At 41.4% G+C, this 19,454-nt stretch carries 18 protein-coding genes and 2 pseudogenes; 4 read left to right on the top strand and 16 right to left on the bottom strand.

Annotation, left to right across the window (positions count from 1 at the left end; genetic code table 11):
- Positions 1–2: 2 nt before the first annotated feature.
- From ASU35_RS05805 to ASU35_RS05750, 14 genes and pseudogenes are all read right to left on the bottom strand, one after another.
- Positions 3–932, bottom strand: a complete 930-nt coding sequence (locus ASU35_RS05805) for an ABC transporter permease (RefSeq protein ID WP_058352103.1) — start codon at positions 930–932, stop codon at positions 3–5.
- A 10-nt stretch (positions 933–942) separates the two neighbouring features.
- Positions 943–1,905 carry an ABC transporter permease gene (locus tag ASU35_RS05800; RefSeq protein WP_058352102.1) on the bottom strand — a complete coding sequence of 321 codons (963 nt, stop codon included), beginning with the start codon at positions 1,903–1,905 and terminating at the stop codon, positions 943–945.
- An 81-nt stretch (positions 1,906–1,986) separates the two neighbouring features.
- Positions 1,987–3,675 carry an ABC transporter substrate-binding protein gene (locus tag ASU35_RS05795; RefSeq protein ID WP_058352101.1) on the bottom strand — a complete coding sequence of 563 codons (1,689 nt, stop codon included), beginning with the start codon at positions 3,673–3,675 and terminating at the stop codon, positions 1,987–1,989.
- A 40-nt stretch (positions 3,676–3,715) separates the two neighbouring features.
- Positions 3,716–4,002: pseudogene (locus ASU35_RS05790) on the bottom strand (N-acetylmannosamine-6-phosphate 2-epimerase); the annotation flags it as partial.
- Positions 3,995–4,120, bottom strand: a complete 126-nt coding sequence (locus tag ASU35_RS20445) for a hypothetical protein (RefSeq protein ID WP_278278061.1) — start codon at positions 4,118–4,120, stop codon at positions 3,995–3,997. The gene ASU35_RS20445 and the pseudogene ASU35_RS05790, both read right to left, overlap by 8 nt.
- 774 nt (positions 4,121–4,894) lie before the next feature.
- Positions 4,895–5,233, bottom strand: a complete 339-nt coding sequence (locus ASU35_RS05785; RefSeq protein ID WP_147525391.1) for a hypothetical protein — start codon at positions 5,231–5,233, stop codon at positions 4,895–4,897.
- Positions 5,234–5,270: 37 nt separating this feature from the next.
- Positions 5,271–5,393 (bottom strand): annotated as a pseudogene (locus ASU35_RS18580) (N-acetylneuraminate lyase); the annotation flags it as partial.
- Between the two features lie 10 nt (positions 5,394–5,403).
- Positions 5,404–6,948, bottom strand: a complete 1,545-nt coding sequence (locus ASU35_RS05780; protein ID WP_058352099.1) for a sialidase family protein — start codon at positions 6,946–6,948, stop codon at positions 5,404–5,406.
- A gap of 15 nt (positions 6,949–6,963) precedes the next feature.
- Positions 6,964–7,656 carry an N-acetylmannosamine-6-phosphate 2-epimerase gene (locus ASU35_RS05775; protein WP_058352098.1) on the bottom strand — a complete coding sequence of 231 codons (693 nt, stop codon included), beginning with the start codon at positions 7,654–7,656 and terminating at the stop codon, positions 6,964–6,966.
- 15 nt (positions 7,657–7,671) lie between these two features.
- Entirely contained in the window at positions 7,672–8,601 is a 930-nt protein-coding gene (locus ASU35_RS05770; RefSeq protein WP_058352097.1) for a carbohydrate ABC transporter permease, read from the bottom strand.
- Between the two features lie 12 nt (positions 8,602–8,613).
- Positions 8,614–9,525: a carbohydrate ABC transporter permease gene (locus ASU35_RS05765; protein ID WP_058352096.1), complete on the bottom strand. Its 912-nt coding sequence runs from the start codon at positions 9,523–9,525 to the stop codon at positions 8,614–8,616.
- Positions 9,526–9,632: 107 nt separating this feature from the next.
- Complete coding sequence (locus tag ASU35_RS05760; RefSeq protein ID WP_058352095.1) at positions 9,633–10,976, bottom strand: ABC transporter substrate-binding protein; 1,344 nt, start codon at positions 10,974–10,976, stop codon at positions 9,633–9,635.
- A 479-nt stretch (positions 10,977–11,455) separates the two neighbouring features.
- Positions 11,456–13,315, bottom strand: coding sequence for a polysaccharide biosynthesis protein (locus ASU35_RS05755; RefSeq protein ID WP_058352094.1), 1,860 nt, complete (start codon positions 13,313–13,315; stop codon positions 11,456–11,458).
- Between the two features lie 24 nt (positions 13,316–13,339).
- Positions 13,340–14,815 carry a hypothetical protein gene (locus ASU35_RS05750; RefSeq protein WP_058352093.1) on the bottom strand — a complete coding sequence of 492 codons (1,476 nt, stop codon included), beginning with the start codon at positions 14,813–14,815 and terminating at the stop codon, positions 13,340–13,342.
- A 220-nt stretch (positions 14,816–15,035) separates the two neighbouring features.
- Here ASU35_RS05750 and ASU35_RS05745 point away from each other — a divergent pair, with 220 nt between their 5' ends.
- Positions 15,036–15,425 carry a helix-turn-helix domain-containing protein gene (locus ASU35_RS05745; RefSeq protein ID WP_058352092.1) on the top strand — a complete coding sequence of 130 codons (390 nt, stop codon included), beginning with the start codon at positions 15,036–15,038 and terminating at the stop codon, positions 15,423–15,425.
- A 37-nt stretch (positions 15,426–15,462) separates the two neighbouring features.
- Here the strand turns inward: ASU35_RS05745 and ASU35_RS05740 are convergent, their stop codons facing one another.
- Positions 15,463–15,936 carry a VanZ family protein gene (locus ASU35_RS05740; protein WP_058352091.1) on the bottom strand — a complete coding sequence of 158 codons (474 nt, stop codon included), beginning with the start codon at positions 15,934–15,936 and terminating at the stop codon, positions 15,463–15,465.
- Positions 15,937–16,391: 455 nt separating this feature from the next.
- A complete protein-coding gene (locus ASU35_RS05735) occupies positions 16,392–16,718 on the bottom strand; it encodes a hypothetical protein (protein ID WP_058352090.1) in 327 nt (108 codons plus the stop codon).
- 183 nt (positions 16,719–16,901) lie between these two features.
- On the opposite strand from ASU35_RS05735, the gene tnpA reads away from it, so the two are divergent.
- The 3 genes from tnpA to tnpC form a co-directional block, all read left to right on the top strand.
- A complete protein-coding gene (gene tnpA, locus ASU35_RS05730; RefSeq protein WP_058352089.1) occupies positions 16,902–17,285 on the top strand; it encodes an IS66 family insertion sequence element accessory protein TnpA in 384 nt (127 codons plus the stop codon).
- A complete protein-coding gene (gene tnpB, locus ASU35_RS05725; protein WP_083504159.1) occupies positions 17,279–17,644 on the top strand; it encodes an IS66 family insertion sequence element accessory protein TnpB in 366 nt (121 codons plus the stop codon). The genes tnpA and tnpB overlap by 7 nt, the downstream gene beginning before the upstream one ends.
- A 281-nt stretch (positions 17,645–17,925) precedes the next feature.
- On the top strand, positions 17,926–19,454 hold a 1,529-nt coding region (gene tnpC, locus ASU35_RS05720), incomplete at its 3' end, for an IS66 family transposase (protein WP_058352088.1).

The following is a 19,454-nucleotide window of genomic DNA, read 5'->3' as shown; positions in this document are numbered from 1 at the left end:
TCCTAACCCTGCTGTGTCGGATCTGTTGTGTCACGAATACCATCTCCCAGGAAATTGATACTCATAACAAACAGAGAAACTACAATACCTGTAGGAAGCCACAGCCACCAATTATTCTCTAATGTATACATATCCTGCGCTGCATTCAGGATGTTCCCCCAAGTCGGCATCTCTAACGGGACTCCCAGTCCTAAAAAGCTAAGGGCAGCTTCCTCCAAAATAAACATAGCCGTACTTAGAGTAACATTAACAACAATCGGACTCAGGGCATTTGGCAAAATATGCTTATAGCAAATAACAAAAGGATTCAAACCAAACACCTTTAGTGACTGTACATATTCCTCCTCCCGGATGGAAAGCACCTGTGACCTCGCCATACGGAAGCACGAACCCCAGCCGCAGATAATAAAAATAATCACGATGTTTCTGGCACTCTGTCCAAGAATAGATACCAGCATCAATACCAGAATTAACTGGGGAATTGACATAAATATTTCAGAAATACGAACCATCAGCTGATCAAAACGGCCACCTCGGTATCCACTATAGCAACCAAGCAAAACTCCGATTGCCGCACAGCCAAGAGCACTTCCAAAGCCAATGGATATTGACATCCGGCCTCCATACAATACACGGGAAAAAACATCTCTTCCCAACTTATCCGTTCCAAATAAATGCTCTGTCGACGGTGTTCGAAGAATATTTTTCATATCCACTGTAGTCGGAGAATAACTGGTAATCAATGGTGCGAAAATACAGCACAGTAAAATAAGAAGAAAAATCGCACCTCCAATTACAGCCAAACGATTGTTAAGCATCTTACGCAAGGCACGGTTACCCTGTTTTCTCTTTTTCAGCTCGCCAGACTCTTCCAATCTTCTTATTTTATCAAATTTTCTATCTAATCTGGCCTGCTTTGCTTTGGCACTCATCCTATCCCTCCTAACCGTTCAGCTTAACACGCGGATCCAGAGCCGCCGTCAAAATATCTACCAGAGTACTTGCAAACAAGGTCATGAAAACAAATAACAGTGCAAGCATCATAACCAGGTTGTAGTTTTGGGAACGTACTGCCGTATTAAAGGCACTTCCGATTCCCGGCCACTGAAATACCGTTTCAATAACAACAGAACCAGCAATCAACGTTGGAAGGCGGAAGCCTACCAGAACAATAACTGGCGTCAGGGATACCCTGAAACCATGAATGAGATTAACTCTCCACTCCGGCAAGCCCTTGCTTCGTGCTGTTTTTATGTAATCCTTATTCATCGTATCCAGCATACTGCTTCTGGCATACCGCATAACACCTGCCGTCATGGAAATTCCCAGCACCAATGCCGGCATCACCAGATATTTTATTCTTCCAAGAAAATTAACAACCTCCGGGGCCGTTCGCCCGCCTACCGGAAGCCATCCCAGCTTCAGCGAAAAAATAAGAATTGCACAAACGCCAAAGAAAAACTGAGGAATTGATACTCCAATCATACCTGCTACCGTTAGGACATTATCACCTATACTTCCCTTTTTCACAGCTCCCAGAACACCTAATACACTCCCCAGAACTGTTGAAATCACTAAAGCTGCAGCTGCCAGCTCTAAAGTTGCTGGCAAACGCTGTACCATAATCTGAATTACCGGAACACCGCTGGCCGCACTATAACCAAAATCTCCATGCAGCAGTCTCACCAGCCACTTAAAATAACGAATCACAAAAGGATCGTCCAAACCATACTGAGCCCGAAGTGCTGCATACTGCTCTGCACTCAGTCTGGCTAAGGCCTCCGGATCCATCAGATAGGATGTCGGATCACCCGGAGTCAAGTCCAACAGCCAATATATAATAAATGTAATGATTAAAAGCATCGGAATCATGCCTAAAATCTTTTTCAAAGTATATTTAGCCATTCAATCACCTTTCTATAAAGCATGGGGATTGCACGAAAATCCTCATACAATCCCCCGGTCCATTGCAATTTAGTCTAAATCCTATTTCACTGTCCAGTTCTGGATATTCCAGTTGTAATTGAACTGTGGATTACCAACCTTTTCTATTCCACTTACTCTATCACTATGTACAAGATAGATTGGCTGATAGTACAGCGGAATTACAAATAAGTTCTCATTCTCATATTTCTGAATTTCAAAGAATTCCTGTTTCTGCACTTCTGGGTCAACAGAAGCGTTTGTTGCTGCAATCAGCTTATCCAGCTCTGCATCACCTGGAGTATGAGAGTTGATGGAATAACCAGTCTGGTATCTATCATAATACTCATGCATAGAAAGTGCTGCATTTGCTGCATAACACATATCCCAGTCAACTGCACTTGGTCCGTTTACTGGATCCTCCGGTGCTTTCCATAAAATAGTAGCAAGGTCTCCTTCTACTAAAGTTGCATTCATCTTAACACCAACTTCTGCAAGGTACTGCTGAAGTACTGCCATTAAATCCTGTGTTGCCTGATCGGTATAGTAGTAAACAACCTTAAGCTCTGTATTAGAATCCCATCCAGCTTCCGCTAATAAAGATTTTGCCTTTTCTGGATTGTAATCGTAATTATTCAGTCCGTCTACCTTATCTGCTCCATCTGGAGTCAGGCTGTTGGCAGGAACACCTGAACCATTCATAACACCATCGCAGATAGCCTGCATATCGATTGCGTATGCAATCGCCTGACGAACCTTTGGATCAGCCAGAGGGGATTTGCTTCCATCTGCTCTGTTAAATTTGTTTACATATAACAAACGTGTATAACGTACATCAACCTTATCAATCATGATACCTGCAACTCCTTCCAGAGCCTGGATATCTGCAATGTTCTTAGTATAAGCATAATCAAGCTGTCCGGCTTTTACATTGGTTACAAAGTTCGGATCGGAATCTCCTGCACTTGGATTTAAGTGAATCTTATAGGAAGCTGTTCCACCATAATAGTTTTCAAAAGGTGCAAGAATTGTGTAGCTGCCCATCTGAACCTCTTCCACCTTAAATGGTCCGGAGCCAATCGGACTCTGGAAGTAGCTTGCCTGCTGTAAAGATACAGGATCAATATCTTCCAAATGCTTCTTTGGCAGAGGTGCAAACTGGGTAAAGGTCAGTAATGCATCCGGTGCAACTTTGGAAAATGTTAAAGTGATCTTATTTCCATCTACTGCAATACCGGAAATATGCTCTGCCTCACCTGCTGCATATTTATCAGCACCCTCAATAGCCTCAAAGGTAGAACGGAATACAGAGTTAAGAACTGTAGTTTTCAGTGAATATTCAATATTCCACTGAATTTCCTCTGCTGTAATCGGCTCACCATCATGCCAGGTAATACCATCTCTTAAAGTAAATGTTAAAGTAGAACCGTCTTCTGCCATCTCATAGCTTGTTGCCAAATCACCTTCTCCAGCTATCGGAGATAAGTTCTCATCTGCAAATAGAAGATGTCCATATAATGCCTTGTTGTATATGAATACACCTGGATTTAACCATGGGGTCTCAAAAAATTCTGTTGGACCACCGTTACTATAAAGTACACCAGCTTCTCTTGCAGGTGTTCCGCTTTCTGACGGCTCTGCCGCCGCCTGTGTCTCTACCGGTGCTGCACCCTGGTTTCCACTGCCACACCCAACTAGCATCGTAGCTGCCATAGCAACTGTAAGAACTAATGCCAAAGCTCTTTTTTTCATTTTAACTCCTCCTTTTAATCCTTTATCAATCAAGTGCCTCTGCAATCACTCTGTGCTTTACCTTTGCAACAATTTCTCTCATGGCAGGTGTAATATAAACCTTAGAATCCTCATAGTCACGCTTTACAATACCGATAATTGGTAAATCTACATGTTCCTGAATTTCCCTGATATCTTCTTTGGTATTAGCACGGATACCTACGGCACCTCCCTCTTTTGCCGCTACTGCCATTCGACCATAATAAAAGAAGAATGTAGTGGCTCATGAGGTAACGCCTGACAAGACACGATTAATTTTCCTTTTAAATTCTCTATACTACTATTCATCGGTCATGCCTCCTTTTGATATCTCAAGTATAGCATTTAAGAAATTATTTTCAATAGTTAATTTGTATTTTGAAAGTAATTTCTTCTTTTTCATCTCATTTATACTAATATTTTTCATTCTTTTTTCCTTATTTTTGTACGCATTGCACAATCACATGTATATTATTTCCATTTTCCGTTCTATTATTGAAGTTCTTTGTGTATTTGTTATAATTTTTACAGTTTTTAACCATATTATATGCACTTATTTATTATTAGAAAGGACTTACCATCATTAATTAATCGAGTAGGAGGGGGTGACCAACCCCCGTCCTCTCACACCACCGCTCATGCGGTTCCGCAAGCGGCGGTTCGGTTGTTCTAAGATGTGCCTATGCCTTGCACTACCTATTCCTATCTCTAAGCGTTCTTATCCTTTACTCTCGGTTTCCAACCTACCCTCAAATAAGCAACCTCTTTCGAGCAACTGCCATCTTCAAGCATCAGATAAATAGTGTCTGTCTTATCCCAACCGTCAAGTCCTTTCCTCCATCTACTTTCATAGACCTCCTCAGTTAAGGTGCGTAATCTTTTCCTCCACCTATCTGCCACATTTACACAGCATATCTTCGGATAGTTATAGGACTTTAGTTTGTGTAGCAACCTTACCCGATATGCCATGCCTTATATGTGATTTCTGTTCGTCAGACCAGAGGTTTGAGCATCCGACTTCCTTCAGATTCCACCTCACGATGGACCCTTGTCATCGGCTGTAAGCTTCCCACTATCAGGGTGCTTTACGGACTTTCACCGATTAGATTACGCCCATGCTGGGCGAACTACCAAAAACGCTGAAGCCCCATGACCTCAGCGTTTTTTTCTTAGGGGGGAGTTTTTTACAGCCTCCGAAATCCTACTTTACCTTTACCCTTTCCTCATTTAATACAAAATACATAATTAGCGGTATACATACGAAGCACAAAACAGCTCCTATCCACATTTTACTAACCACCTGAAATACCGCCAGAACAGTTCCCAGTATTGCAATGGTCTGTTCCTCTGAATGTCTCCAAAAAATATGAACCATATCCCGGTGGACAATGACAATATCATTTACACTGTTCATTCCTATCCGTTTCCGGGCAGGTGCCGGAATTCCTATTTGATAATCCGTCAAATTTTCATTTGCCAGAACTCTTAATATTTCTTGCTTTTCCCCGAACTTAACCAGAATCTTGTCATTTTCAGACACACCTAATAAGCTCATCATATTAGGACTTAGTCTGGCTTAGCTTGCGGTCCGCTACACTTTGATAAATACACTCTCCGGAAGAACCATTTACATACAATCCCTTTACACCCTTTTCCATAAAATACCGGGCAAGCCCTTCTACTCTCTCTGGGCTTATCTCTTTTATCATCTTAATTTTTAACCTCCACACGCATTGATCTCCCATTTCCAATTTTAACCCTTGGGTCCCTAATTATCTCCTTAGCGGTATAGACTCTATAAGACATCGTATAGTACTTATCCTCTCCAGCACCCCAGCCATTTTGATGATCCTCATACAAAAGGGCAACACTTCCATCCTTCAGCTCTGTCATACAGGAATACATAAACTCAGCATTGTTCTCATTGACATTCATCGGAAGTAGCCAGCTCATCCTATTATCCCAGTCACCACTTAGCAGGCCAACAAAAATCTTACCGTTTAAGCGATGGCCTCCTTGTGCATAAGGCCCACCGGTACTGCTGGTAGAACCCTCCTCATTTCTTCCCGTAGGGCAAGATATCAAAATCGCAGTTTTTCCCTGTACTGGCTCCGAGTATACAATTGCAGACAGCTGGCAGTTAGCATTTACTGGATTTTCTGTCCTTACCGGCAGAGTCCATCTATACTCCATTCGATTCCCAGCATCCACCAGAAGAGCATCCACATAGTTTAAGGTTCCCGTATCCATATGCCGATAGAAAAACCGCAGCACTCCATTCGGCAGCTCCACCACAGCACTTTCTGAGCTTCTGCTTTTCATAGCATCCCTGCTCCGCTTCCAGGTAGTACCACCATCCTCCGAATAAATAAAGCAGGTAAACTCACTGACCGTTCCATTTGCATTATTATAGCCATAGCAAGGAACTATAATTTTACGATCCTTCGTATAAACGCCCCTTCCAGGTGCTACCAAAAAGGCCTGTTCTCTTGTCTGCTTAAGATTCAGCAGAGCTGGAGCTGACCAGGTAGCACCACCATCCTTTGAGGAAATCATATAAAGATAGCTGGTTCTTTGTACCTTGTAGGGAGAATCCTCAAAAAACAAATTACTGCTGACACCCCCGCCAGTCACATTAAAATAGCGGTCTACCTTTATATTCTCCACAACCTCACCATTGTTTCTTTTATGAATTGTCCCTTTCTTTTGATTGAGGTAATAGTCATAGCTGCGATGATCATTATCACTCAAAAGTAAGTTTCCCTTTGCATCGAAGCCTGTGACGTTTTGTGGTATGGTCTGTTTTCCATTTCCATTTAACGCAACCCCATAAGGATATAAATCGCAGAACAGCCACAGCTTCTTTCCATCCGTCACCAGGCACGGATCAATAAAGCAGGTGGATTTTTCACCATTATATGTATTTCCGTTGTCTCCCAGATAGTTGGCAAAGGTATACCTCCAGCTTTTCCCCTTGTCATCGGAATAGCTGACAATCGTATCCAGGCCACCTCCATCGTAGGTTGTATTCCAACGTGCATCTGCAGCCGCTACGATTCTCCCACTATCTAAGGTAACCATTGCCGGGATACGAAAGCTTTCACTTCCACCAGTTCCCTTCGGAAAAGGAGCCTCTACAGTTTTTCCATTTTTCGGTTTATTTGCCATATGCTCTACACTTGCCCTGGCCAGACCAGAGTTCCCCAATAATAAAGTACCTATCATAAAAAAAATACATCCCTTTCTCAATATCATAACTTCTTCCTCCTACTAAAAATCAAGCAATGCTTCTGCAAATGCCTTTGTAATCAACTGTGGTCTCGTAATAATCGAGCCCACCACCACACTAAACGCACCAAGCTCTATTACACGCTTCGCTTTTTCCGGAGTATTGATATTTCCTTCTGCAATTACCCGGTGCTTTACTCCGGCAACAATTTCCCTTAAAATCTCAAAATCATTTGCTTCAATTTTATCATTTTTACTCTGCTCTGTATAGCCTACCATGGTTGTTCCTATAAAATCAAAGCCCAACTCATCTGCATGAATGGCCTCTTCCACCGTTGAACAATCTGCCATCCACAATTGTTCTGGATATCTTTCCTTAATCTGATGAAAAAAATCATCTAAAGTAACACCCTCCGGGCGAAGTGCTCCCGTAGCATCTAATGCAATAATTTCCGGCCTGACCTCTATGAGCTCCTCAATCTCCTTCATCGTAGGTGTAATATAGACCTTAGAATCCTCATAATCTCGTTTTACAATACCAATTACCGGTAAATCTATCAGAGACTGAATTTCTTTAATATCCTCTTTTGTATTAGCACGAATTCCTGAGGCTCCACCTTCCTTTGCTGCTACTGCCATTCTTCCCATAATGTAAGAAGAATGAAGCGGCTCGTTAGGTAAAGCCTGGCAGGATACAATTAGCTTTCCTTGTAAACTCTCTACCTTGTTTTTCATTCATGTCCTCCTTCTCTAACCCTTTACAGCTCCCATTGTAATGCCCTTTGTAAAATATTTTTGAAAAGCAATAAATACAAGAATAATAGGAACAGCGGCTAGGGTTGCACCAGCCATAATAAGTCCGAAATCTGTAGAATTTTCTGCCTGAAGCTTTGCGATACCAAGGGATATGGTAAGCCTGCTGGTACTGCTTAGCATAATCAGCTGCATAAAGTAATCATTCCAGCTGTTAATAAATGTAAAAATTGCTAAGGCACCAATTCCCGGTTTTATCATTGGCAGAACAATATTGATAAAGGTTTTTATCTCTCCTGCACCATCTACTCTGGCAGCCTCTAACATCTCACCTGGTATTCCCTCTGAAAACTGTTTCATTAAAAATACACCAAAAGGCCATCCTACCGCAGGAAGAATTACAGACCATATTGTATTATATAAATTCAGGGCTGACATTTCACGAAGCAGTGGAATCAAAATAACCTGCTTTGGTAATGCCATTGCGCATACAATTAGGGAAAATAAAATCGTCTGCCCCTTAAAACGTTTTTTTGCCAAGGCATACCCTGCCATAGCTGCTGTTATACAGGTCAGAAGCATGGCCATAACCGCCATAAATACTGTATTAATCAACCAGCGGATAGCTGCTGGCACTACTGGTCCTGCTGAAATTAAAATTGCCTGACCATCCTTAGTAAATCGCCCACTAAATGGAATATAAAATTCCCAAAGTGGTGCCATCTGACGACTAAACAGCTTACGGAAATTATCTAACACCCATTCCTTCGGAAACCAATCTGGTGTTGTAGCATTAATGGATGCACCGGTTTTAAAAGCACCCGTTATAATCCAATACAACGGAAAGGCAAACAGGATTGCTAAAATAACCAGAATAATCAGTGATATAATTTTATATGGGGTAACCTTCTTAACACCGCTATTCATCTTTTTCCCTCCTTACTTTTCCTTTGCCAGCTTAAACTGTATTGCAGAAAGCAATGCGATAAAAATGGCCAGAACCACACCCATTGCATTGGCATAGCCATATCGATACAGTTTGAATGCAGTATAATAAATATAGTACATAACAGTATCTGTACTATGGTTCGGTCCGCCTGAAGTCAAAAGCTGAATCAACGCAAAACACTGGAAGCTGTTTATCGTTGTAATAATCAAAATATATAATGTCGTAGGCATAATCTGCGGCCACTTAATCTTCCAGAACAGCTGGAAGCTGTTGGCACCATCTACCTGAGAGGCTTCTACAAGGCTCGGATCTACATTTCCCAATGCAGACACGTAAAGCACAATTGGCTGCCCCACGGATGTTGTAAATAAAATAAGAATAATACACCACAAGGCAAATCTTTCATCTCCCAGCCAGTTGATGTTATTTTCAATCAAGCCGGTTCCTTTTCCTATATAATTAAAAATCCCATAATAGTTATTAAACATCCACTTCCAAACCACTGTAACTGCTACAGAACCTGTAACCACCGGAAGATAAAATACACATCGAAATACAGAAAGAACCTTTCCTTTTAAATTATAGATAACAGAGGCTACCCACAAGGAAAAAATGCACACTACCGGCACCGACACTATTACTATAATAATTGTATTCTTCAGAGAACGAAGGAAAATAGAATCTTTCCACAATTCTCCATAGTTTGACAGACCAATAAAAATATCCTGGGTGTCCTTTCCCATCGTTGAATCAAAAAAACTAGTAAAGATACAAAGTACCATAGGAATAATAACAAAGCCAACAAAGAAAATCAGACTCGGCAAAAGAAAAAGGTAGGCTGCCGTTGTTTCACGTCTTACCAAAGCCTTGCTTCTGCTATCTTTTTTCGTTCTGTTTGCCATGAAGACACTCCTTTCACAAAAAATATCCAGACATAAATAACGCACCCTTCCGCCCCGTTCAGGCAAAGAAGGGTGCGTTACTATTTCAGCCTTATACAGATACAGTTTTAGTTTCCTGCTGCTGCACTGTTTGCACTAGTAACAAAGATTTCAACCTCAGTTGCAACATTTCCACCAGTACCGACACGCTGTAACATATTCCACCATTCAGTACGAGCAGTTGCCCAGCCTGGAACTACCTGATAGTAGTCACCCATAGAAGGCATAAAGTCCTCGGAAAAAGTATTCATAACTTCGGCAATATCAGTTCCATCATAAATACCAGTTAAGGTAGGACGTACTGGGAAGTAAGTAGATGCAAGAACACTCTCTTTTACCTGTTCAGGATCATTACAGATAAAGTCTATGAAGGTTTTAGCTGCATCAATTTTCGCCTGATCTCCATTATCAAATACACCAAAGCCCCAGATACCGCCACAAAGCTCAGTTTTTCCATCATCAGAAGGGAAAAGCATAGGAATAATGGTATCTCCATTATTTGTCTTTCCTGCTTCAGAAGCATCTGCATTTGTCTGCTGTGCTGCATTCCAGCATAAGGACATAGCCAGAGTTCCGTTACGGAATAATGTAATTTCTTCTCCTCCATTAATAGAAGCGTCAAAGTTGATTCCCTTCTGTGCATACAAAGTCTCTAATGCCTTAACATTTTCCTCGCTATTTGCTGTATACTCTGTATGCTCTGGATTTGTAAAGGTTCCACTGTATAAATTATTAATTAAAGCACGAGTTCCCTGGTCTCCTCCCTGTCCGGAGCAGTAAATAGCTGCCACATTCTCATGACCTGAATCATATACCGCCTGCACTGCCTTTAGGAAGTTTTCTGTTGTCCATGTATGGGTATCTAAGTCTAAATACTGCATAGCATTTGCATTTTCAAAAATTGTCTGATTAATCGCCATACAATGAGCTACCATACAAAGTGGATATTCGTAATAAGCACCATCTGAGGATTTACAAGCCGCTTTTACAGAATCATAAATTTCACCGCCCGCTTCTGTTGCAAACAAGTCAGATAAATCAACCATTAGTTTGCGTGCACCCCAGTTGGCAACTAAACGTTCTGGTCCCTCCATTACAATATCAGGAGCCTGACCACCCTCAATTGCTGTGTTAATCTGGTCATCACCATTGGTATAATCCAGATATTCTACTGTTACACTGATTTCAGGATGTTTCTCATTAAAGCTTGCTATTAAAGAAGCTACAGTTGCAGAATCTCCCCATTTACCAATCGGGTAAGTCCAAAGGGTAATTGATGTGTTTTGATTTGCTGCTCCTCCTGATGTTTCTACAGGTGCACTGGTATTGTTCGCCTGATCCTTTGTGCCACCACAGGCAGTCAATGATAATGCCATAACAACTGCCATTCCCATTGCTAATAGTTTTTTCATAATGCGCATAATCCTCCTTTTTGTTTACTCCGATACAATTACCGCTTCCAGCAATTGCTTTTCTGCACTATCACTATAACATATATTTGAAATTATTTTCAATAGATAAATAATGTTTTGAAAGTATTTTCTCTTTTTTATCTCATTTATACCAATATTCCCCTTTCACAATCTATTATTTTTTGTATATTTTAAACAGTTTTCTGTATATTCTTTCCATTCTCTCTTCTCTTGTCACATATTTTTGTCTATTTGTTATAATTTTCATCATTTTAACAGCATTATATATAAAAAACGGTAAAATTCAACTTGAATTCTACCGTTTAAATATCAAAAATATATTTTTAACTTTTTACTGTAACTGTTCCGCCCGCCATCCCTATGTCAGCTGATACATCCTTGGGCATAACCTATCTTTTTTGAATTTCCATCATAGAAACTGGCTTCGGCTGCTTTGGAGTACCATCTGGATAATATCCTTATTCCTTCGGCTGATAGGTCGGCACAATCTTCTTTACAAAAGCCCGCACATCTGCCTGTTCGCTGGTAATCGTCTGGTACATCTCATCCAACCGTTTTAAAAAGCCTTCCTCATCAAAATCAATTGGCCTACCAATATGTATCAGCTTGTTCTCCGTATTCTGCATGCCTTCCTCATCCATTAAAAGCTCCTCATATAGCTTTTCTCCCGGACGAAGCCCTGTGTACTTGATTTCAATATCACGATCTGGCACATAGCCTGACAATCGGATTAAATTTCTCGCTAAATCATCAATCTTCACAGGCTCTCCCATATCCAGGACAAAGATTTCGCCGCCCTTTGCCAGGGCTCCGGCCTGCAGCACCAAAGAAACCGCCTCCGGGATTGTCATAAAGTAACGGATGATATCCGGGTGAGTCACCGTAACCGGTCCTCCGGCAGCTATCTGCTTTTTAAAGAGCGGAATCACACTGCCGTTGCTCCCCAGTACATTGCCAAACCGAACTGCTACAAACTCTGTTGCAGAGCGGTTATTATAAGCCTGGACAATCATTTCACACATCCGCTTGGAGGCTCCCATAACATTGGTCGGATTGACAGCCTTATCTGTAGATATCTGTACAAACCTCTTTACTCCATATTTATCACAGAGCCGTACCAGCTTCAGTGTACCATAGACATTATTTTTAATGGCTTCATTCGGGCTGTCCTCCATCAACGGTACATGCTTGTGAGCCGCTGCATGGTATACCAGCTCCGGATGGTATTTCTCAAAAATCTGCTCCATACGGTTAGAATTCCTCACAGAAGCAATCAAAACAACCAGGTTCAGCTTCGGGTACTTTGTCCTTAGCTCCTGCTGAATATCGTAGGCATTATTTTCGTAGATTTCCAGGATAATCAGCTGCTTCGGCTGATGCTTTGTCAGCTGACGGCACAGCTCACTTCCAATGGAGCCTCCGCCGCCGGTTACCATAACCACCTTATCCTTGACATAGCCCATGATTCTCCCTGTATCCAAATCGATGGAATCCCTTCCCAGAAGGTCCTCAATCTCCACATTCCGAAGCCGGCTTACACTGACCTCTTCATTAATCAGCTGATAAATACCAGGCAGTGTCTTAATCGTACAGTTTGTTTCCTTACATATGTCTACCAAAGTTTTCAGATCCTTTCTCGGAAGAGAAGGAATAGCAATAATAATATCTGTTACATTATAACGCTTAACCGCCCAGCCGATATCCCGTCTGTCCCCTACTACCTTAACACCCTGGATATAGCTGCGAAGCTTCACTCTGTCATCATCAATGGCACAGACCACCTTGCCGTCCAGGTACTGACTCTCACTGATTTCCTTAATAATGGTATTGGCCGCAGCTCCGGCACCAATAATCATAATATGTTTTTTAGAATCCGTCCGATATTGATTATTAAACATCCTGAGAGCCCGATAAAAGAACCGGCTTCCCCCGACAAAAATCAATAGGAACATCAAATCCAGCGGCCAGAAGCTTCTCGGCATTACATAGCCTGAAAACTTACCTTCCAGGAAAAAATTCATCCCAACATAATGTACAACCTCGGAAAGCATACAGGCATAAATAATATTTGTCATTTCCTCTATACTTGCATACTTCCATAAGCTGTTGTACAAGCGAAAAGCAAAGAAAACCGCCACGGTTAGAAATGTATGTATCCACATATAGTTTATAATTGCTTCACTGTATTTAGGATCAACATTTCCTATACTAAAATCATATCGTATCGTAATCGCACATAACGATGCGAAATTTATCAGAAGCACATCCAGTATCAGCAAAAACGCCCGACGTACCCATAACTGTTTATCTAGCTGCATCTCTATTTCATCCTATTCGTAATCTTACACTAAAACAACCATGCCGATTACCGTCTTTCCGTGTTCCCGGCAAAGCTTGATTTCCCGCTCTAAATCCTCATAACGGGACTTACCGGCCTGCTCAAAGAATACAATGCCATCTGCACGGCTCATATCCTCCATAGCTTTAGCATCCCTTAAAATACTAAAGCCTTCTTTCACCTCGATGCCTTTTTCTGACAACAGCCGAACCAGCTCAGCAGTCTTTTCCTGTGTACAATTTACTGAACTATTCAGATAAATATGTTTCATAGCTCCCTTTTCGCAATAAAGTGAAATATTAGAAACTATCATTTTAAGCTGCTGTTCCTTTGACAGATTAGGAAAATTCCGTTTTGACAGGCCGTCAATCCATGCATCCAGCTTTTCCAAAGCTCCCTTCGCTTCCTTTTCATTTTCCTCAATATAGCCAAGACCAGCTATACCAAGATACCCTTCTATATTGTCCTCTGCCTTCAGCTTTCCTGAAAGAATATATCTCATTGCCCGCAGCATACAAACCAAAAAAGCTCCAAGAATCGCTCCAAGAAGAATATATTTCACTCTAAGCTGTGGGGTCGGCGGTGTTGCAATTACCGGCTCTTCTGCCTCTGTCTGCTCTGTATCCTCTGTTTCCTCTTCTCTTACAATAATCTCACCTGCATATAAGCTCTTCTGATTATCATTAAATGCATTCTTATAATTAGCAATATTATTTTCTAAATTTAATAAATTATTTTTCCTCAGCTGTTGCAGATTATAAATATCATTATCCACTGTCATCTCAACAGACTCATTTACCAGACTCAGTTTATGTACTCCAAATACAGAGGCAAATTCATCCTGATAGTTCTCCAGCTCCTTCTCCAGAACAGCAATTATCTTGCGAAGCTTCTCCTCATCCGGATACTTTACGATAATTGTAAAAGAAGTGTTATTATCAATTACACTAATCATTTCGCCAAAATATTGTGGTTCTATTTCTACACCAGCTGCCTTTAGTGCTGCCTTCTGCCAGCTGCCATCCTTTGCACGGTTTATGTATGATTTCACAATGTCAACAGTAACATCCCGTTCTGTAATTCCCGCATAGTTCGTCTTATGCTTCGTATCTACCCAGTACTGTAATCTCGCAACTGCTACTTCATATGGATTCATTGCCATCAAAAGTGAGTTCTGCAAATAATCGAACTGCATAGCATATTCCTTTTCCAGGCGTACCACCTTATTAACTGCCTTTACTTCTTCTTCCGGCATTTCCTTACGAAGCTGTTCTATCGTAACAGCAGCCTGTTCCTTCTGCTCCTCACCCGTCACCGGCTTTGCCACCTGGTACTCCCTGGCGGCCTTTACTTCTCTTACATACTGTATGCAACCTAAGAAAATTGCCATAAGCAGCATCCATACCAGAATGCTTCTCCATCCCTTTACTACATAAACCAGTAAATCAATCAAACTAATTTCTCTTTCTTCTGTATTCATAATTACCTCTCTTTTTATCTTATAATATTACAGCATTTCTATTATACTATAGAAGCTAAAAATATTCAATGAAAACCCTTCCATCATAAAAGGAGATATCCACTTCATATCGTTGACTTATTTTATAAACATTACGTTGCATTTTCCGTCTTTTATGTCTAAAACTTGTTATACTTCCATAAACCAGATACTCTGAGAAAAATGAAAGAAGGATAGAAACATGGATTCCATATCATTAGCTATCAGACTGAAAGGTCTACGTCAAAAGCATCACCTCACCCAGCAGACACTAGGCAATTATCTGAATATCTCAAAACAGGGATACTGCCATTATGAAAAGGGGACCAGAACCCCTGATTTCTACATACTTGAAAAATTAGCTTCCTTATATAATATGTCTCTGTCTGAGCTACTATCCCCTTGTACGGCAGAAAATATTCCTTCCAATGAGGTGGCGGAGACTCTTCCTTCTCCAGATAATCTTAAGCTTCTTTCTCCCCAGGAGCAAAAGCTTTTAAATCTTTTCTCCCAGCTTTCCAATGAAGAGAAAGAGGATTTTGTGGATTTGATTTCTATTAAAATTTTCCGGAAACGGAAAAATAGAGGATAGTATGAAAATAGCGAGGTCGGAATTTATCCGCCTCGCCTCAGTATAATCCGAAAACAGTGGCAAATAAGTAAAACACCAGCCACCCAATCAATATCCCTAAGCTATCAATCAGTACATCCCCAACAAGTCCGGCTCTCCCCGGAACAAAGAGCTGATGTATCTCATCACCGGCCGCATAAAGACTTCCGATTATCTGCACCAGAAAATACTGCTTTTTTATACTGTAGTTGCTCCAACTGCTTCCATGCACTCCTCCTAAAGCGACTGCCATTCCTAATAATGCATATTCTGTTAAATGAGCCATCTTTCTAATCGGGTAATCCAGCTTTTCTGCCAGCAAAAGCAATTCTTCCTCTTTCCATTCCTGTCCAGTCACATCTGCTGCCAAACGGACAATCCGATAAGCAATTCCTCCGCTTAGATTTCCAGAAACCTCCGCAGGCTGGCTGGAAAAATAAAATATTATTATCATTAAAGCTACGGCTGGAAGCCAGAATAATTTAGTTTTCATAATTTTCCGTTCTATTCCTCTACTCTAGAAAAAGAGTCTGTTTCAGCGTATTATTGCTTATCTTTTATCTGTAATAAATCCAATGAATATTCAACTTCTTCACCATATTCTTTTATAAAAATCTTGTCATATTTATATTACTTGACATCTTAATAAAAGTAATGTAGTATAAAGGTACAAGGTAGCCAACTCCACAGAGTGGCTTCCAATTATGTTATGTTATTAAAAAATAACCAACTCACTTGGTCGGCGGGGTGGTTATTTTTTTCTACCTTTCTTGCTGTCGTTATATGTTAAAATAGATACTATCAAGCTTGCAACAGCTATGATTATCATAAATTCTTCATATGTACTCAACAGATACCACCTCCTTCCGGAAGTGGAAACCACCCAGCAGGTTGACTACCTATCATTACGATAACACACCTAAACAAAATTTTCAATAAAAGATAATTTTACCTTAAAATCGCAACCGGAGAAATCCGGTCTAACAAATATACCTCTTCCGCTGTTTCTTCTGGATTCTGTGCTCCCAGCTTCTCTGCCACCTGACTTAACTCTTTCATTTTTTGTTTTTCCTCTGCTCCCGGCATCATATCCGGTGCCCCTTTTAACATTCCCAATACGTTAAGCACCATTGACAAGGTCTGTTCAAGAGGCAAGAAACCTGTGCAACCCAACAGCATGTCCACGGCTTTTCCTGACTTCTTTGTCTGCTCGGAAGCTTCAGCAAGGATATCATTATACTGACGGATCCGCTTCTTGCGTTCCGGTTCCTCCATTTTCGTAAGCGATGAATAACCTACCGTTCCTATGCATCACCTTTTTATGAGATAATCCTAATACATGGAGTAAATATCTTACGGATCTGTCATGTTGGCTTAAGAGCATTTCACTCTCAAATGTGTTTTAGAATGAAAGCATTTTACTCCAAAGTACATCAGGGATGGAGTTGACATACTCAAATGGATTATCAAGAAATCTTATCCGAAAAGGACCGTTACTGGCTGAACATCATTCAGGAATGCAGAGCCAGTGGCAAATCAGACTTTCAGTGGCTGCAGGAAAACAACATCGCAGCTCCTACTTTTTATTATCATGTAAAGCAGCTGCGAAAAAAGGCCTGTGAAATTCCAAGTCGTAATGGTTCCTGCAAAAATGAAGTCCAGGAGGTTGTTCCTTTGATCATTGAGGATGATGAAGGTGCATCCCAAACACTTTTAGAAACTGTACCGGATAATGCAGTGGCAGTCCGATTGACTGTTCATGGAATATCGGTTGAAATTTCAACCGGAGCAACACAGGAGATCATTCAAAATACACTCTCTGCGTTGCGGTTTCTATGTTAGGCGATATTTCCGGGATCTCCAAGATATACTGCATAACGGGGAGAACGGATATGAGACGCAGTATAGATGGATTAATGGCAATCATCCGGGACACATACCAAATGGATCCCTATGCAAATGCACTTTATCTTTTTTGCGGGAGACGTCGCAATACCTTGAAAGCACTGTATTTTGACAAGGATGGTTTCTGTCTTCTTTATAAAAGACTGGACAGTAATGGAAAATTTCAATGGCCAGGGAATCCTTCCGAGGTACGACCTCTTACCAGACAGGAATTCCGCTGGCTGATGGAAGGTCTTTCCATTGACCAGCCAAAGGCAATCCGTCCAACAAACAAAAAAGCGAAACACTCTTATTGATTTGTGCAATATGGAGAAAAATATTTTTTAGTGAATAACCGTTATTCATGAAAAGACTACGGTTATCCACATCAATGCTCTGAAGTAAGACAAACAATGGTCTTTTCCATACTCTTCAGGGCATTGATGTGGATAACATATCTGAAAAAAACGGAAACCAACAGGTTTTACAGGACTTTCAGAAAAGTTATACACCGTCAAAATGACGATACCTGTGCAGACACCCATTTGTCAATACTTCTGGTATTTCTTATAATAAAAGAAAACGCAGGAGGTATGAGATGTCAGCAACAGAAGAAATTGAACTACTAAAAAAGATCATTGAGATGCAGGCATCTCGTATCGAGGAACAGGAAGCAACCATCAAAGAGCTTCGTGGAGTTGTGGACGAACTTCGTTCTGTGAAAGCAAACCTGGAAGAAACACTGGAAGAGTTCAAACGCCAGTTTTTCGGAGTAAGCAGTGAGAAAACATCTGCACGTAAAAAGAAGGAAGTATCCAGTCCGGAAGAAACGAAAAAAGTCAACGTTAAGGCACATACCCGGGAGCGTAAACCAAAAGCGACCAGGGAAGATCTATACGCAAATCTTCCAGTCAGGGAGATCATCTGCCCAGTGCCGGAAACGGAACGTTTCTGCGATTGGTGCAATGCCGAGATGGTTCCACTGAAACCAACCTTTGTCCGGGAAGAACTACGGATCACACCGGCAAAAGTGGAGCGCATCCGTTATATGCAGGAAGTGCTTATCTGTCCGGAGTGTAAAAAGGATCATGATGGATCCTTTAAGAAAGGCGTCGTTCCGGCAGCATTGATCCCACACAGTCCTGCTTCGGCATCGTCTGTGTCATATGTTATGTTCAATAAATGCTTTATGGGACTGCCTTATTATCGACTGGAAGCAGCTATGCTGCAGTTGGGCGCAAAAATCCCAAGAGAGACAATGGCTAACTGGTGTATTCTTTCAACCCAGAAGTACCTTGTGCCAATCTACGAGAGACTGCATGAGGAACTTCTAAACAGGGAAGTGATACATGCAGATGAGACAACCTGTCAGGTTTTACGGGAGGACGGCAAAACACCACAGTCCACCTCTTATATGTGGCTCTATACTTCCGGAAGTGATGATCTTCCTAAGATCGTTCTGTATGAATACCAGCCGGGCAGAGGAGGAATCTATCCACAACAGTTCCTGAAAGGATTCAAGGGATTGCTCCAGTGTGACGGTTATCAGGGTTATAATAAGGTGGAAGATGTCCTTTTAGCATGCTGCATGGCTCATTGCCGCAGGAAATTTTTCGAAGCATTGCCTGCGGAACGTAAAAAGACCATGAAACTGCTGGATATCAACTCACCGGAAGCAATCAAAGAACCGGAAATACCACAGGAGGATCTGGAAAAGTACATTCCTGCGGAGATCGGAGTTGCTTACTGCAATAAACTGTTCTATTTGGAACGGGAATTCAAGGATCTATCCTTTGAAGAACGAAAAGCCAAAAGACAGGAACAGGAAGTACCAATATGGGATCGTTTCTGTAACTGGCTCGATTCGCTAACCCCTACAAAGGGAAGCAAGTTTGAGAAAGCGGTGAAGTACGCCCAAAATCACAGGGATAGTCTGCGCACCTATCTGCAGGATGGCCGTTGTGAACTTTCCAACAATGCTGCAGAACGCAAAGCAAAAAGTTATGCCATAGGAAGAAAGAATTCCCTGTTCCACACATCCGTAGACGGAGCAAAAGCGAGCAGCATCATATACAGTCTGGTAGAGACTGCAAAAGCAAACAAGCTAAACGTGTTCCAGTATCTCTA

This window comes from Acetivibrio ethanolgignens (assembly GCF_001461035.1).
In the GTDB taxonomy this organism is placed as follows: domain Bacteria; phylum Bacillota; class Clostridia; order Lachnospirales; family Lachnospiraceae; genus Velocimicrobium; species Velocimicrobium ethanolgignens.
The sequence above is the reverse complement of the archived record's forward strand: the minus strand, read 5'-3'. Positions and strand labels throughout refer to the sequence as shown.

What these genes read in the sequence shown, in the direction of transcription:
- ASU35_RS05805 (WP_058352103.1), bottom strand. Translation starts at nt 932, where the DNA reads ATGAGTGCCAAAGCAAAGCAGGCCAGATTAGATAGAAAATTTGATAAA.
- ASU35_RS05800 (WP_058352102.1), bottom strand. Translation starts at nt 1,905, where the DNA reads ATGGCTAAATATACTTTGAAAAAGATTTTAGGCATGATTCCGATGCTT.
- ASU35_RS05795 (WP_058352101.1), bottom strand. Translation starts at nt 3,675, where the DNA reads ATGAAAAAAAGAGCTTTGGCATTAGTTCTTACAGTTGCTATGGCAGCT.
- ASU35_RS20445 (WP_278278061.1), bottom strand. Translation starts at nt 4,120, where the DNA reads ATGAAAAATATTAGTATAAATGAGATGAAAAAGAAGAAATTACTTTCA.
- ASU35_RS05780 (WP_058352099.1), bottom strand. Translation starts at nt 6,948, where the DNA reads ATGATATTGAGAAAGGGATGTATTTTTTTTATGATAGGTACTTTATTA.
- ASU35_RS05775 (WP_058352098.1), bottom strand. Translation starts at nt 7,656, where the DNA reads ATGAAAAACAAGGTAGAGAGTTTACAAGGAAAGCTAATTGTATCCTGC.
- ASU35_RS05770 (WP_058352097.1), bottom strand. Translation starts at nt 8,601, where the DNA reads ATGAATAGCGGTGTTAAGAAGGTTACCCCATATAAAATTATATCACTG.
- ASU35_RS05765 (WP_058352096.1), bottom strand. Translation starts at nt 9,525, where the DNA reads ATGGCAAACAGAACGAAAAAAGATAGCAGAAGCAAGGCTTTGGTAAGA.
- ASU35_RS05760 (WP_058352095.1), bottom strand. Translation starts at nt 10,976, where the DNA reads ATGAAAAAACTATTAGCAATGGGAATGGCAGTTGTTATGGCATTATCA.
- ASU35_RS05755 (WP_058352094.1), bottom strand. Translation starts at nt 13,315, where the DNA reads ATGCAGCTAGATAAACAGTTATGGGTACGTCGGGCGTTTTTGCTGATA.
- ASU35_RS05750 (WP_058352093.1), bottom strand. Translation starts at nt 14,815, where the DNA reads ATGAATACAGAAGAAAGAGAAATTAGTTTGATTGATTTACTGGTTTAT.
- ASU35_RS05745 (WP_058352092.1), top strand. Translation starts at nt 15,036, where the DNA reads ATGGATTCCATATCATTAGCTATCAGACTGAAAGGTCTACGTCAAAAG.
- ASU35_RS05740 (WP_058352091.1), bottom strand. Translation starts at nt 15,936, where the DNA reads ATGAAAACTAAATTATTCTGGCTTCCAGCCGTAGCTTTAATGATAATA.
- ASU35_RS05735 (WP_058352090.1), bottom strand. Translation starts at nt 16,718, where the DNA reads ATGGAGGAACCGGAACGCAAGAAGCGGATCCGTCAGTATAATGATATC.
- tnpA (WP_058352089.1), top strand. Translation starts at nt 16,902, where the DNA reads ATGGATTATCAAGAAATCTTATCCGAAAAGGACCGTTACTGGCTGAAC.
- tnpB (WP_083504159.1), top strand. Translation starts at nt 17,279, where the DNA reads ATGTTAGGCGATATTTCCGGGATCTCCAAGATATACTGCATAACGGGG.